The sequence below is a fragment of the Ferruginibacter paludis genome (assembly GCF_030409685.1).
In the GTDB taxonomy this organism is placed as follows: domain Bacteria; phylum Bacteroidota; class Bacteroidia; order Chitinophagales; family Chitinophagaceae; genus Ferruginibacter; species Ferruginibacter paludis.
In genome coordinates this window covers 239,433-254,200 of record NZ_JAUFQJ010000002.1, presented here as the reverse complement: position 1 = coordinate 254,200, position 14,768 = coordinate 239,433, and the positions used below count along the sequence as shown (strand labels likewise).

The 14,768-nt window shown below is 42.7% G+C and carries 7 protein-coding genes; 1 reads left to right on the top strand and 6 read right to left on the bottom strand.

Annotated features, from left to right (window positions below):
• Positions 1-92: 92 nt before the first annotated feature.
• The 6 genes from QWZ08_RS03065 to QWZ08_RS03040 form a co-directional block, all read right to left on the bottom strand.
• On the bottom strand, positions 93-3,788 hold the full coding sequence (locus QWZ08_RS03065) for a DUF7948 domain-containing protein (RefSeq protein WP_290335738.1): 3,696 nt from the start codon (positions 3,786-3,788) through the stop codon (positions 93-95).
• A 128-nt stretch (positions 3,789-3,916) separates the two neighbouring features.
• Positions 3,917-4,948, bottom strand: a complete 1,032-nt coding sequence (locus QWZ08_RS03060; protein WP_290335737.1) for a PorP/SprF family type IX secretion system membrane protein — start codon at positions 4,946-4,948, stop codon at positions 3,917-3,919.
• Positions 4,949-4,972: 24 nt separating this feature from the next.
• Positions 4,973-8,653 (bottom strand): DUF7948 domain-containing protein, encoded by a 3,681-nt coding sequence (locus tag QWZ08_RS03055; RefSeq protein WP_290335735.1) that lies wholly within the window; start codon positions 8,651-8,653, stop codon positions 4,973-4,975.
• Between the two features lie 82 nt (positions 8,654-8,735).
• Positions 8,736-10,937: an ATP-dependent DNA helicase RecG gene (recG, locus tag QWZ08_RS03050; RefSeq protein WP_290335733.1), complete on the bottom strand. Its 2,202-nt coding sequence runs from the start codon at positions 10,935-10,937 to the stop codon at positions 8,736-8,738.
• A 167-nt stretch (positions 10,938-11,104) separates the two neighbouring features.
• On the bottom strand, positions 11,105-12,346 hold the full coding sequence (locus QWZ08_RS03045) for a DEAD/DEAH box helicase (RefSeq protein ID WP_290335732.1): 1,242 nt from the start codon (positions 12,344-12,346) through the stop codon (positions 11,105-11,107).
• 55 nt (positions 12,347-12,401) lie between these two features.
• A complete protein-coding gene (locus QWZ08_RS03040) occupies positions 12,402-12,758 on the bottom strand; it encodes a hypothetical protein (protein WP_290335731.1) in 357 nt (118 codons plus the stop codon).
• 478 nt (positions 12,759-13,236) lie between these two features.
• On the opposite strand from QWZ08_RS03040, the gene glpK reads away from it, so the two are divergent.
• Positions 13,237-14,733: a glycerol kinase GlpK gene (gene glpK / locus QWZ08_RS03035; protein ID WP_290335730.1), complete on the top strand. Its 1,497-nt coding sequence runs from the start codon at positions 13,237-13,239 to the stop codon at positions 14,731-14,733.
• Positions 14,734-14,768: the final 35 nt, after the last annotated feature.

Below are 14,768 nucleotides of genomic sequence, written 5' to 3'. Positions count from 1 at the left end.
TAATATACCAGATGAATGAAATATTCAACAGTGAATCGTCTGTTGCGGCTCATTGTAAGTTTTATATTTAATACGAATTGTTGCAACTATTGTCAACGTATTAAAGTGATATCACCTGTTGTGCGATACTTTGTATTGTTAGTAAATTCCACATCCAGTGTATAGCTATATACTTCCAGTGGTTGCATCTTTCCTTTGTATGTTCCGTCCCACCCCCGGTAAATATTATTGCTTACAAACATTACCTGGCCCCAGCGGTTGTATATTTTCCAGTTCATTTTCCCTATACCAAAACCCTTTACATTAATCACTGCATTCTTTCCAAATTTGCCCGGGGTAAAGGCATTTGGTACATCCACCAGTGGTAAAATTTTTGCCGATACATCCATGCAGAAGGTATCTATGCATCCGGCCGGATTGACTGCCTGCAGGCAAACATTAAATGTTCCGGTAGACGTAAACTGGTACAATGGATTTGCTTCTGCTGATGTTTGCCCATCTCCAAAATCCCAGATATAACTGATTGCACCAATGGAAAGATTTCTGAACTGCACTGGTATATTTTCGGGAGCAGGGTTAGGTGACGCTGCAAAATTCGCCGTAGGAATTTCATACACGGTAATTGAAAAACTGGTTGAATCCGTTTTATTACAGGTAGCAGTATCATTGGCTATTAACTTGACCGTGTACGTTCCGGCATTTGTATACAAGTGAATAGGATCTACATCTGCCGACGTAGTGCCATCGCCGAAGGACCATATAAAATTGGTGCCTCCCAATGAAGTATTTTTAAATACGGCGTTGTAAGGTTTGCAGCCTTTTGCAGGAGTTTCAAACTGCGCTTTAACGGTAACGGCTAAACGCACCTGTTTAACGGCTGAGTCGGGAGAATTACAAAAAACACTGTCATCTACTACCAGTCTTACAATGTAAGTTCCAATAGCCGCATAAGTGTGTTGCTGACTTTCCAGGCCTGCCTGTACCGGCGGTGTTCCATCACCAAAATCCCATAAAAAACTGTTGGGTTTGTAAGATGGTATAGTGGCCGTGGTGGTATTGGTAAATACATACGACAGATTGGTACAGGGTGGAATTTTTACGGCAACAAAATCAGGATGCACTTCATTGTTACCTACTCTTATATGAGCATACGCCGTATCAGAAATATTGCAGGTGGTCGAATCTATAGAAACCAATCTCAAAGTGTACAATCCCACTTTTGTATAGGTATGTGTAGTTGAATTGTTCGGTGCATAAGTGGTATCTGTTTTTGGACTGTTGACATCCCCATAATCCCAGATATACATTTTTCCCTTTGCCAGGGTGTCAGTAAATTTAATAGTAAGCGGAACGCAACCCACCGTATCAAACACACCGTTAATCGTGGCTTTTACACTGGCACCTATCCCCCCAAAATTCATTTCTATTTTAACCGCTGCTTCATTACAATTGGAAGATCCATTTGTTGGCGCCCATACACCTGGTGTAGTGGGAAAAAAGCCCGGTGTTCTTGGCCCTTCACAGTTAGCACAAATAGCCTGGTAGATAATTCCGTTGGCATCAAAGCGACTGGTACCGCCATCTACATGGTCATCGAGACCTCCTCCGTTTTGTCCATAAAAACTACCAAACAGCTGGCTGGCAGCATTCTTTTCCAATACAAAAAAATAAAAATCATTTCCATCTGTGCTGCCTTTGATTGCGTTTGCCGTAACTGGCAGTCCCCTGGTACCGGCACAGGGATACTGCTGCAGATTATTGAATTTGCCCCCCCAGCCGGAAACATATACATTCTGGCAACGGTCTACCAAAAAAGCAACCGGTGAAATATTGGGGATTGATGAATTGGTGCCGAAAATGGTTGAATACACATAGGAAGATAAATCCGGTTTTAGCTTAGCAATGAACTGTTTGGAACCTGCATTACTATAGGCGGCATTTTTTACAGGCCAGTTGCCGGTTGTAGCACCCATAATGTAAGGAAAGCCAAATTTATCGAACTGTATTCCGTACACCAGGTCATTGCCACTGGTGCCTGCAAAAATGGTTTTTATAATTGATTTCCCATCGGTTGTAATTGCTGTAATAAATCCGTCCGTTGCACCCCCCTGGTTGGTTATGCCGATACCTGGTTCTATAGCCGACCCCACGATAGTACCAGGAAGCGTGGCACTGGTTGTTCCACCAGCGACAAACAGATTCCCTCCGGAAGGCTCAAGAGCCATGACAAAACAAGCATCGCTGCCATCTCCTCCAAAAAATGTACTGAAGATGATGTCCGAAAGATTTGAGGTAAATTTTATAATAACCCCGTCCTGTCTTCCGCCACCAAATTTATTTTGGAGCACCCCGGTGGTTACCGGAAAATCCGGAGATTGTGTACAGGATGCAAGACAAATATTACCTGATCCATCCAATATTACTTCACTTCTTGCATCGTCTCCATAATTTCTCCTTGTCTCAAATGCGCCACCTGTCTGGCCGTTAGGCGCCCCTATCAGTGATAAATATTTTGGTCTTATATTAACGCCATCATCACCGCTGCCGCCCACTTTTACAGAGCCAATCAAAGCGGTACCTGTAGCATTAAACTTGGTTACTACAATATCATAACCACCTGGCGTGCCGATAAAGGGCGTAGTAGTCGGATAGTCAGCAGAAGTTGTTCTTCCTGCAACAACTAAATTACCCTGCCCGTCACTTATCATACTATGTGGCTGTTCGTTTCCATTTCCGCCTCCTAAATAAGTCGCATACATTCTATTGATGCCATCCGGTGAAAATTTAATGATGGTAATATCATAGGGGCCGTTGGAATCTTCCTGTGAACCGCCATTATACGTTTGGTCAAAAGCACCGGTCGATACAGGATAGCCGCTTGCAAATGAGATTCCTCCAGCAAATAAACTGCCGTCTGGGCCCGGGGTTGCTGTGTATCCCCAGTTATCGCTGGTACTACCAGTAAAAGAAGCAAAAATCAATGTAGGATCAATGATCAGTGTTGCATCAGGCGAATAATTTTTCACTTTAAATTTCACCACATTGTCTTTAACAACATATTTGCAGTCAACGGTTGTGCGGTGCCCGGACTCCACCTGGTACGAATACGGATACAACTCTTTTACATCGCCTACAGAAGTACCTATAACAAGTTCCCTGTCTTTAACGCCAAGGCTATTCACGCCATCATATTTAAGAGCTATATCATTTACATCGCCTCCCGGGTGTACAATCAAATCATATTTTAAGGTGCCGGCATCTGTATAATATCGTACATCAATATTGGGGTACATGTTAGTGTAAGTAACTCCCGAATATATTTTGCAACCACCCTGCCATTTGCTTTTGTCATTGCCTATAAAATAATTATTGTATGTTGTCAAAGGTTTGTCAGGACTGGCTTTAGCAGTTACTGATGCTCCTAAAAAATTTACACGGTAAGCATGCGAATGAATTAGAAGGCTTTTACTTTTGGCTAAAGAAAAGTTATTGCCAGGCTCCTTTGTAACAATCGAATTACTATCAGCAATTAGACTACCATGCATGTAGTTGAAGTAATTTTTCAGATCCCGGGCGCTATGCATCAAAACACTAAATCCATTTTTTTGAAGAAAAAATGCCCCTGTTGAAATCTCGCTTTTAAAATCCGCCCGGCTGTCCCATTGTCCCTTGTTTTCGACAAACTGCAACTGGGCAACGCTACGCTTACCTGCACATATTATTGAAAATGTGAGAAGCAAGTAAATAGCTATTTTATTGATGAAAAGCAGTGTAGATATTTTATCCAAGATACTTAAATATACTCTTAATATATTATCTATATTAAATCCAAAAGCCTGCATGCACTATATCTATATTGGGACACTGTTGTCGCTTAAGTATATCATTCTCCTTTAGCCAACAAGATAATGTAAAACTAAAACCTGGGGCAGATCACCTGGCGGGTATCACCGGAAGCTTCTCCGTAAAAGCCCTTCTTCATTACATTAAATTCAGAAGCGCCCTGCATATTATTATAATTTCTTAAAGCTGAGGTAGTAGCATCATAACTGAAAGTAAAACGCACATGTTTTAATTCAAAACCAACCATGGGAACAATGGCATCACCTGCCCTGTAATACAAGCCTGCCAATAGCTGCATGTCGCCGCCTGCGCCGGAAAGATTGTAATTGGCATTTAACCCAATGACCAATTCGCTTGACTTAGCCTGCATGGTATAATAGGCATTTGGGTTCAATATAACCCGCTCATCAACTTTCAGCAGCGCATTTAAAAAGCCGATGTGCCGCACCGGTATTTTGGTAGAATCTCCTCCCGGATTAAAAAAAGTTTCCTGCGGCCTGTTGACGTGGTGAATAGAATATCCGCCATTGAAATATACATTTTCGTTGGGAAAATAGGCATAGTTCATACCCACCTGCATATCAAAATAACTCACATTGTTATTCACGAGCACTACATCTGTCGGGGTATTAGAATCAAAAAACTTTCCGTCAAACTGGTCAGGAAATTTTAATTTACTCTGATCAATTCTTTTATTTGCCCAGCCAAGGTTAAAACCAGCCGTAAGCAAACTGCTGCTTCCAAGCATTTGGTGATAGGCCAACGAACCGTACACTTTGGTAGAACGGAGGCCGCCGCTGCCTGCTACATCACTTAAAATAAAACCACCTATTCCCAACCAGCCATATTCAATCTGGTTACGCAAAACCTGTGCATCGCCAAAAACACTTACCGTTTGATACGGTGTAGCCATGACAGAAGAATACTGGTTGCGGTAACTGGCGCCCAGCCTGTAATCTGCGTCTGGAATAAATCCTGTATTGGCAGGGTTGGTTGTAAGCGGGTTATTGAAAAATTGTGAAAAATGAAGATCCTGAGCCTGAACAAATGTGGTGATTTGCAGGCCAACAGCTACTATCAATAATATGTTGATTCTTCCTTTCATGCTTACTGTAACAGCAAATAAATTTTACCTTAATAACGTGATATCTCCCGTCTTTCGATATTTAGTACCGTTTGTAAATTCAACATCCAGTGTATAGGTATATACTTCCAGGGGCTGTAGTTTTCCTTTATATGTTCCATCCCAACCCTGGCTAACACTGTTACTTACAAACATTACCTGTCCCCAGCGATTGTATATTTTCCAGGTCATCTTTCCTATTCCAAAACCCTTTACGCCGATCACTGCGTTTTTCCCAAATTTGCCTGGTGTAAACGCATTTGGAACATCCACCAGTGGCAAAATTTTTGCCGAAACATTCATACAAAAAGTATCTATACAACCCGCAGGATTGATGGCTTGCAGACATACGCTGAAAGTTCCCGTAGAAGTAAACTGGTATAATGGATTCACTTCTTCAGATGTCTGTCCATCTCCAAAATCCCAGATGTAACTGGTTGCACCCAGGGACAGATTCCTAAACTGGACTGGTATATTTTCCGGAGCGGGGTTGGGTGCTGCTGCGAAATTTGCAGTAGGAATTTCATACACTGTAATGGTGTAACTGGTTGAATCTATCTTATTACAGGTTGAAGTATCATTGGCAATCAATTTAACCGTATAAGTTCCCGCACTTGCATAAAGGTGAACCGGATCCACATCTGTTGATGTAGTACCATCGCCGAAAGACCATTTAAAATCTGTACCACCCAGCGAAGTATTTTTGAATACCGCAATATATGGCTTACACCCTTTTGCAGGCGTTTCAAACTGCGCCTTAACGGTAACGGCTAAACGCACCTGCTTAACAGCTGAATCCGGCGAATTACAAAAAACACTGTCATCAACCACCAGCCTTACGATGTAGGTACCTACTGCTGCATAAGTATGCTGCTGATTTCCCAAACCGGCTCGCACCTGGGGCGTTCCATCTCCAAAATCCCATAGAAAACTATTTGGCTTGAAGGTGGGTATGGTGGCTGTAGTTGTATTGGTAAATGTATACGTAAGGTTGGTACAGGGAGGAATTTTTACCGCAATGAAATCAGGATGTACTTCGTTGTTACCCACCCTGACATGGGTATACGCGGTATCTGAAATATTACACGTAGTGGAATCTATAGAAACCAGCCTCAGGGTATACACCCCTACTTTTGTATAGGTATGTGTGGTGGAATTGTTGGGTGCATAAGTGGTATCATTTTTTGGACTATTAATATCTCCATAATCCCAGATATACATTTTTCCTTTGGCCAGGGTATCCGTAAATTTAATGGTAAGCGGAACACAGCCCACTGTATCAAACACGCCGTTAATGGTAGCTTTTACACTGGCACCGATGCCACCAAAATTCATTTCTATTTTAACAGCGGCTTCGTTGCAATTAGATGAGCCATTTGTTGGAGCCCATACGCCAGGTGTAGTAGGAAAAAATCCGGGAGTTCTTGGGCCGCCACAATTAGCGCAAATAGCCTGGTATATAATCCCGTTGGCATCAAATCGGCTGGTACCCCCGTCAACGTGGTCATCAAATCCACCGGTTTGCCCGTAAAAGCTACCAAATAGCTGGCTTTTTGCATCCTTTTCCAGAACAAAGAAATAGAAATCGCCCCCATCACTGGTAGATTTAAGCGCATTAGATGTTACCGGCATGCCCCTTGTTCCTGCACAGGGATATTGCCGTTCATTATTGAATTTTCCACCCCAGCCGGAAACATATACATTTTGACAGCGGTCAACCAAAAAAGCGACTGGCGAAATATTTGGGATAGAGGAATTGGTACCAAAAATGGTTGAAAACAAATAGGTAGATAAATCCGGTTTTAACTTGGCAATAAATTGCTTGGCGCCAGCATTGCTGTAAGCGGCGTTTTTTACCGGCCAGTTGCCGGTTGTAGCACCCATGATATAAGGAAATCCAAATTTATCGAACTGTATTCCATAGACAAGATCATTGCCGCTGGTACCAGCAAAAATGGTTTTTATAATGGATTTACCATCTGTTGTAATCTCGGTAATAAATCCGTCTGTTGCTCCGCCCTGGTTGGTAATACCCATGCCTGGTTCTACCGGCGAACCTGCGACGGTGCCGGGAAGCGTTGCACTGGTTGTGCCTCCAGCAACATACAAATTACCCCTTGCCGGATTGATGGATAACACAAAGCAGGCGTCGCTGCCCGTGCCGCCAAAAAAAGTGCTGAATATGATATTCGTGAGATTAGGTGTGAATTCCATTACAACTCCATCCTGTCTACCGCCACCAAACACGCCCTGTAATACACCGCCCGTAACCGGAAAATCTGAAGACTGTGTACAGGACGCCAGATAGATATTGCCAGATCCATCCAGTATCACTTCACTTCTTGCATCGTCTCCATAGTTTCTTCTTGTTTCAAATGCTCCATCCGTCTGACCGTTTGGCGCTCCTACCAGGGGAGAATATTTTGGCCTTATGTTAACGCCATCGTCTCCGCTTCCGCCCACTTTTATAGAGCCGAGTAAAGCTGTACCGGCAGGATTAAATTTGGTAACCACGATATCATAACCGCCTGGCTTACCAACAAATGCAGTGGTAGTTGGATAATCAGTTGACGTAGTGCGGCCGGCAACCACCAAATTTCCCTGCCCGTCACAAATCATGCTATGAGGTTGCTCATTGGCAGTTGATCCGCCCAGGTAAGTAGCATATAATCTCTTGGTTCCGTCAGGCGAAAATTTAATAATGGCAATATCATATGGTCCATTGGCATCTTCCTGTGACCCGCTGTTATACGTTTGGTCAAAAGCACCTGTTGATACCGGGTAACCGGCACCGAATGAAATACCACCTGCAAACAAACTACCGTCAGGCCCCGGCGTTGCTGTATATCCCCAGTTATCAGTTGTACTGCCGGTAAAAGAAGCAAAAATCAATGTTGGATCAATGATCAGTGTAGCATCAGGCGAATAATTTTTTACTTTGAATTTGACCACGTTGTCTTTAACAACATATTTGCAATCAACTGTTGTGCGACCGCCCGCCTCTACCTGGTACGAGTAGGGATATAACTCTTTTACATCACCTACTGAAGTACCTATGACAAGTTCCCGGTCTTTTACACCAAGGTTATTTACGCCGTCATACTTAAGGGCTATATCATTTACATCACCTCCCGGGTGCACAATTAAATCATATTTTAATGTGCCGGCGTCTGTATAGTAACGTACATCAATATTGGGATACATGTTGGTGTAAGTAACTCCCGAATATATTTTGCAACCACCCTGCCATTTGCTTTTATCATTGCCGATAAAATAATTGTTGTAGGTTGGCAAAGGCTTATCAGGACTGGCTTTTGCAGTTGCTGATGCTCCTAAAAAATTTACTCTGTAAGCGTGAGAATGTATTACAATTGCATCATTTGCGGTCGCTGGAAATTTACCTGGAATTGTTCTTGCAGCAGCTGAACCAGAGGTGCTGTCTGTATTCAATTTCCCATGCATTTGATCTGCCAGTTTTTTAAGATCATCTGCATTACGCAACACAACGCTAAATCCATTTTTTTGAAGAAAAAAAGCACCCGTAGAAATCTCGCTTTTAAAATCTGCCCTGCTGTCCCACTGCCCTTTGTTTTCTATAAACTGCAATTGTGCAAAGCTCCTGCTACCTATAAATATTATTAAAGAGGTAAGCAAAAAAGAAAGCGTTATATACTTAACAGAGTTCAATAGAGAGGTAATTTTGTACAAAGTACTGAAATATAATCAAACATACTACAGCCCTGCAACGTTTATGTATTGTTAATTCTACTTACGAAATTTTACTCCAAACCGTTTTACCTTTTTGAAAATGAAGGTAATTTTTTACCGGCGCATTTTCTTCCATCACCAAATCGGGGTCTGTAATAATGATTTCCTCCGCAGCAGTTTTGGCGGCTTCCAGCATCACCCTGTCACTTACTATATTTGCCAGTTTAAAGTTCAATAAGCCGCTTTGTTTAGTGCCTTCAATATCTCCCGGTCCTCTTATTTCCAAATCTTTTTCGGCTACTTTAAAACCATCGTTTGTTGCGCAGAGTATTTTTAATCTTTCCTTTGCGTCTTTTGACACTTTGTTTCCAGTCAGCAGCACACAATAACTCTGTTCACTTCCCCGCCCTACCCTGCCACGTAGCTGGTGCAACTGCGATAAACCAAATTTTTCTGCACTTTCTATAACCATGATTGAAGCGTTCGGCACATTCACACCCACTTCAATCACTGTTGTACTCACCATGATTTGTGTATCAGCTTTTACAAACCGCTGCATGTTGGTTTCTTTCTGATCCCCGGGCTGGCGCCCATGCACCATGCTGATCCAATATTTCGGTTCGGGAAAAAATGATTTTACTTCTTCAAAACCCTTCATCAGATTTTCGTAATCCATTTTGGCAGACTCTTCTATCAACGGATACACCACGTAAGCCTGCCGGCCTTTTTTAATTTCATCTCTTATAAAATCCATTACCATCGGCCGTTTATTTTCAAAACGATGTACGGTAGTAATTGGTTGCCTTCCCGGCGGCAGTTCATCAATCACGCTGTAATCCAAATCACCATAAGCCGTTAAAGCAAGCGTTCTTGGAATGGGCGTAGCCGTCATCACCAGCACATGTGGCGGTAATGTATTTTTGGCCCATAACCTTGCCCGTTGCGCCACACCGAATTTATGTTGTTCATCAATTACTGCAAAACCGAGGTTTTTAAACTGCACTTTATCTTCTATCACCGCATGCGTGCCGATCAATATGTTCAATGAGCCATCTTCGCAGGCTTTTAAAATTTCCCTGCGCTGTTTAGTAACAGATGATCCGGTTAATAGTTTTACACAAACCGGTAAATCTTTTACCAGGGCAGCGATGGTATTATAGTGCTGTTGCGCCAGGATTTCTGTCGGTGCCATTAATACAGATTGAAAAGCGTCGCCTTTGGTTGGGTGCGTATTATCAGCAGCAATCAGCATACTTAATAATGCAACAATGGTTTTGCCGCTGCCTACGTCTCCCTGCAGCAGCCGGTTCATTTGTTTTCCACTGCCGAAATCTTTTCTGATTTCCTTTAACACTCTTTTTTGGGCGTTGGTAAGTTCAAAGGGAAGATAGGTGTTGTAAAAAATATTGAATAGGTCGCCCACTTTGTTGAAGGTCCAGCCCTGGCTGAAACGATGACGGGTACTGCGTAATAAGCCCAGCCGCATTTGGGCAAAAAATAATTCTTCAAACTTCAGCCTTCTTACTGCATGCGCATACAATTCTTCTGTTGCAGGAAAATGGATAGAACGAAATGCATCCCAGCGGGAAATAAAACGGTATTTTAAGAGCAATGATTCCGGCAAATTCTCCGGCAGATCTTTAGCCGATAATTGTTGTAATAAGGCGTAGGTTAATTTTGCAAAGGCCCTGCCATTCAAGCCACGGGCTTTTAATTTTTCTGTAGAATAATAAACAGGTTCCAGGAATTTTTTACCATCCGCTTTTTCGGCTGTGTACAATTCAATTTCAGGATGATTGATTTGTACCCGGTTCATAAAAAAGCCCACTTTCCCAAAAACCAGGTAATGGTGACCAACGGTTAATAATTTTTCCGCCCAGCTGATTCCCTGGAACCAGACCAGTTCCATTTCACCTGTATCATCCTGCAGGTAAGCTACCAAACGCTTGCTGCGTTTTTCGCCTATCAGCTCAACGTGGGTCAATTTTCCAGCAACCTGTGCATATTCTGTTCCTTCATTTAATGTTGCAATCTTATCTATTTTGGTTTTATCCAAATGCCGGAAAGGATAATATTCCAGCATGTCCTTAAAAGTGAAAATGCTTAATTCTTTTTTTAGCATATCTCCTCTCAGCGGGCCAACGCCTTTAAGGTACTCAACCGGACTGGATAATATATTGGGTGAAGATGAAATAGTAAGTAGTTTATACAAATATATTTCTTTGGCAGGAAATGAGCCCCAACGCCAGGCCACCGGTCCCATCTGATTTTTAATCAGGATGCTGTAGGAAATTAGCGAGGCTGTGGATTGACAACGTTCCAAAAGTCTGTGCAGGCAAAAGGGAGCGGCACAACGATTTACTACAAAACTGTAAATGCACGTTCAATAACTTTCCGCTAAAACAATTAAATTATGCGGTTAAATTTAGTTTAAGAAGGTTTTCTTGCCGGTGGATTTCGATGAAAATGCATGGGCTTTTTACCATGTTTGCTGCCAGTTTCCCGGGGCACAAAGGTGGATGGCGTATAAGCCGGCGCTTCGCCAAACTGTTCAGGAACCACTTCTTTGGGAACGGGTTTTCCTAATAATTTTTCAATGGTAGCAAACTTGCGCTGTTCTTTGACACTGACAAAAGTAATCGCCGTACCTTCTGCAGCCGCCCTTGCTGTACGACCAATGCGGTGTACATAGTCTTCCCCATCGTGCGGCACATCGTAATTCAGTACCAGGCCAATGTTATCAATATCAATACCACGGCTTAATATATCGGTAGCCACCAACACCTGCAAGCGGCCACTTTTAAAATGCATGAGTACTTCTTCTCTTTTATCCTGTTCAAGGTCGCTGTGAATTTCATCGACCGCCAGTTTGGTTCTTTTTAACTCCCTGTTTAATTCTTTCACGCTGTTTTTGCTGCTGCAAAAAATAAGCACAGAGGAAAAAGTTTTTTGCATTAAGAGGTGCTTTACGAGGGGTATTTTTTGTGTATCGTACACCACATAAGCCAGCTGTGTAATTTTTTCATTTGGCTTACTGATAGATATATTTATTTCGGCAGGCTGGTGTAATATACGGCGGGCCATTTCTCTTATCTTATGTGGCATGGTGGCCGAAAAAAGCAGGTTCTGGCGCTTGGCCGGCAGGGCTCCAATAATGCGCATGATGTCATCATAAAAACCCATGTCGAGCATACGGTCGGCCTCATCTAAAATTAAATATTTTAATCCCTGGAATTTTACATAGCCCATGTTGATGTGCGCCAGCATTTTACCGGGGGTACAGATCACTACATCGGCGCCAGCGCTGAGGGCCTTTTTTTCCTGTATAAATGCATTGCCATCTCCACCTCCATAAACAGCAATAGAACTTACGGAAGTAAAATAACTTAAGCCTTCCATATGCTGTGCAATCTGTATGGCCAGCTCCCTGGTGGGTACAATTACCAACGCGGTAATGCTATGCTGGTTAAGCGGACTTGAAATTATATTATTGATGAGCGGCAGTAAAAACGCGGCGGTTTTGCCGGTACCTGTTTGTGCGGAAGCTATGACATCTCTGCCTGCTAAAACGAGTGGAATGACCTGTTCCTGAACAGGGGTGGCTTCATTGTAATTGGAGGCTTCTATGCCGTCTATCAATCTTTGATCAAAGTCAAAATCGGTGAACTTCAAAATGTGTAGGGAAATTAATTTAAAAAGAATGTATTGTTGTTAATGGTTGTTTGTTTTATTCAGCATTTGCTTCGGCTGTAACTTCCGGTGCTGGTTGTGGTGCGGTATTTTTTATAGTCAATTGAAATTTCGTGTTTAGAATTACTTCATACTGTCCGCCCCGCAACACTGCTTTTGTAGCATCATCTTCCAGCATAGCGCTTGCCAAATGACTGGCAAGATCTGATCCGCTGATTACATTACTTACTTTGCCATCTGTAAAAGCAATTACAAATTTATAACCCGCTTTGCGGCCCGTTCCCGCTCTTTCAAAATCTTCCCTGTTAAGGCTCAGTAACTGGTCGCCTGCGGCTGATTTTTTTAGTAAAATTCTAATTACCGGCAGGTATTTGTTCCAAATATAAGTATACATATAAAAGATTTTTAATTGTGCTGCCTTCGTACAAAGGACAAACATTGAACGAAAGTGAAATATGGCGTATAAAGATACAGCTTATAGATGGATAATGCTGTTTTGATTTTTCCGGATACCTGCCTGTTGGAGGTATTCCCGTGTTAATCACCTGGTATCAGTGGGTTTTACTATCTCCGTTCAGTTGAAGGCACAACAATTAATACAGGGGACTACCGGTCATTCCCCGCCAGCGGCAAATCAATTTTCATTATTGAATAAATATTTTCTTTGGCCTCCGGCGCTTGCATCCACAACCAATCATTATAAATACTACATTAGCAGCATAAAACGATTGTATGCCAAAATTTACTTTAAAAAAATCGCCGCAAACTAATTGTGCGCATTCATTGCCTTTATTACTTCCGCTTTTATATTAGCCGTTTTTACTGACGCCAATCAAATTATCATCTTCTTAAAAAATTCAAAATCTATTTTCATGCAGCAATACATCTTAGCGTTAGACCAGGGCACTACCAGTTCCAGGGCGATTGTATTTGACAAAATGGGCTCCATTGTTTCTGTAGCACAAAAAGAGTTTACCCAGATTTTTCCAAAAAGCGGCTGGGTTGAACATGATGCCAATGAAATATGGAGCACCCAGTTTGGCGTAGCTGCGGAAGCGATTACCAAGGCAGGTTTATCGGCGGAAAACATTGCGGCCATTGGTATCACCAATCAACGCGAAACAACTGTTGTATGGGATAGAAATACCGGCGTGCCAGTGTACAACGCCATCGTTTGGCAAGACAGAAGAACGGCTTCTTTTTGTGATGAACTCAAAGCAAAAGGCGCTGATAAAATTATCCGGGAAAAAACAGGTTTAATTGTAGATGCTTATTTTAGTGGTACCAAAATAAAATGGATTTTAGACAACGTAGAAGGTGCCCGGGAGAAAGCGAACAACGGGGAGCTGTGTTTTGGAACGATTGATACCTGGCTTGTATGGAACCTAACCAAAGGCCAGGCACACATTACGGATGTTTCCAACGCCAGTCGTACGATGCTCTGCAATATACATACTTTGCAGTGGGATGGCGAGCTGCAGGAATTATTAGGCATACCCGGCAACATGTTGCCGCAAATCCGCAGCAGTAGCGAAGTGTATGGCCACACACAAAATATTTTATCGGCCCATAATATCCCAATCGCAGGCATAGCAGGCGATCAGCAGTCAGCATTATTTGGACAAATGTGTACGCAGCCCGGCATGGTAAAAAATACCTATGGTACAGGTTGCTTTATGTTGATGAACACGGGTGAAAAACCGGTAACAAGCACTAATAATTTATTAACCACTGTAGCGTGGAAGGTCAACGGTATTACGCATTATGCACTGGAAGGCAGTGTATTTATTGCAGGTGCTGTTATACAATGGCTAAGAGACAGCATTGGCATTATTACAACCGCCGCCGAAGTTGAAACACTTGCCGCACAGGTAAAAGATAGTGACGGTGTGTATGTAGTACCTGCTTTTGCAGGCCTTGGCGCACCGCATTGGAACCAGCATGCCAGGGGCATCATAACTGGACTTACACGGGGATCGAACAAAGCGCATATTGCCAGGGCTGCCCTGGATAGCATCGCCTATCAAACCATGGATGTGTTGAAGGCAATGGAAGCTGATTCCGGTATCAGCATTAAAGAATTAAGGGTGGATGGAGGCGCAACCGTGAATAATTTATTAATGCAGTTTCAAAGTAACATCATGAATACAACCGTTGTACGGCCGGTTATTACAGAGACTACTGCCCTGGGCGCCGCCTACCTGGCAGGCCTTGCCGTAGGCTATTGGCCGGATATGGAATCTATACAGAACCAATGGCAGGTGGATAAAAAGTTTGTCTCTGCTATGGACGAGGAAGAAAGAACAGCCTTAACCAAACAATGGCAGCGTTCTGTAAAAACTGCCAAGGCATGGGCAGATGATGAATAGTGGAAATATTATCTTACGCGTTACGCCATCATAGA

Bases quoted from the DNA above. Each gene is read 5' to 3' on its own strand.
- recG (WP_290335733.1), bottom strand. From the start codon at position 10,937: ATGGGACCGGTGGCCTGGCGTTGGGGCTCATTTCCTGCCAAAGAAATA.
- QWZ08_RS03040 (WP_290335731.1), bottom strand. From the start codon at position 12,758: ATGTATACTTATATTTGGAACAAATACCTGCCGGTAATTAGAATTTTA.
- glpK (WP_290335730.1), top strand. From the start codon at position 13,237: ATGCAGCAATACATCTTAGCGTTAGACCAGGGCACTACCAGTTCCAGG.
- QWZ08_RS03060 (WP_290335737.1), bottom strand. From the start codon at position 4,948: ATGAAAGGAAGAATCAACATATTATTGATAGTAGCTGTTGGCCTGCAA.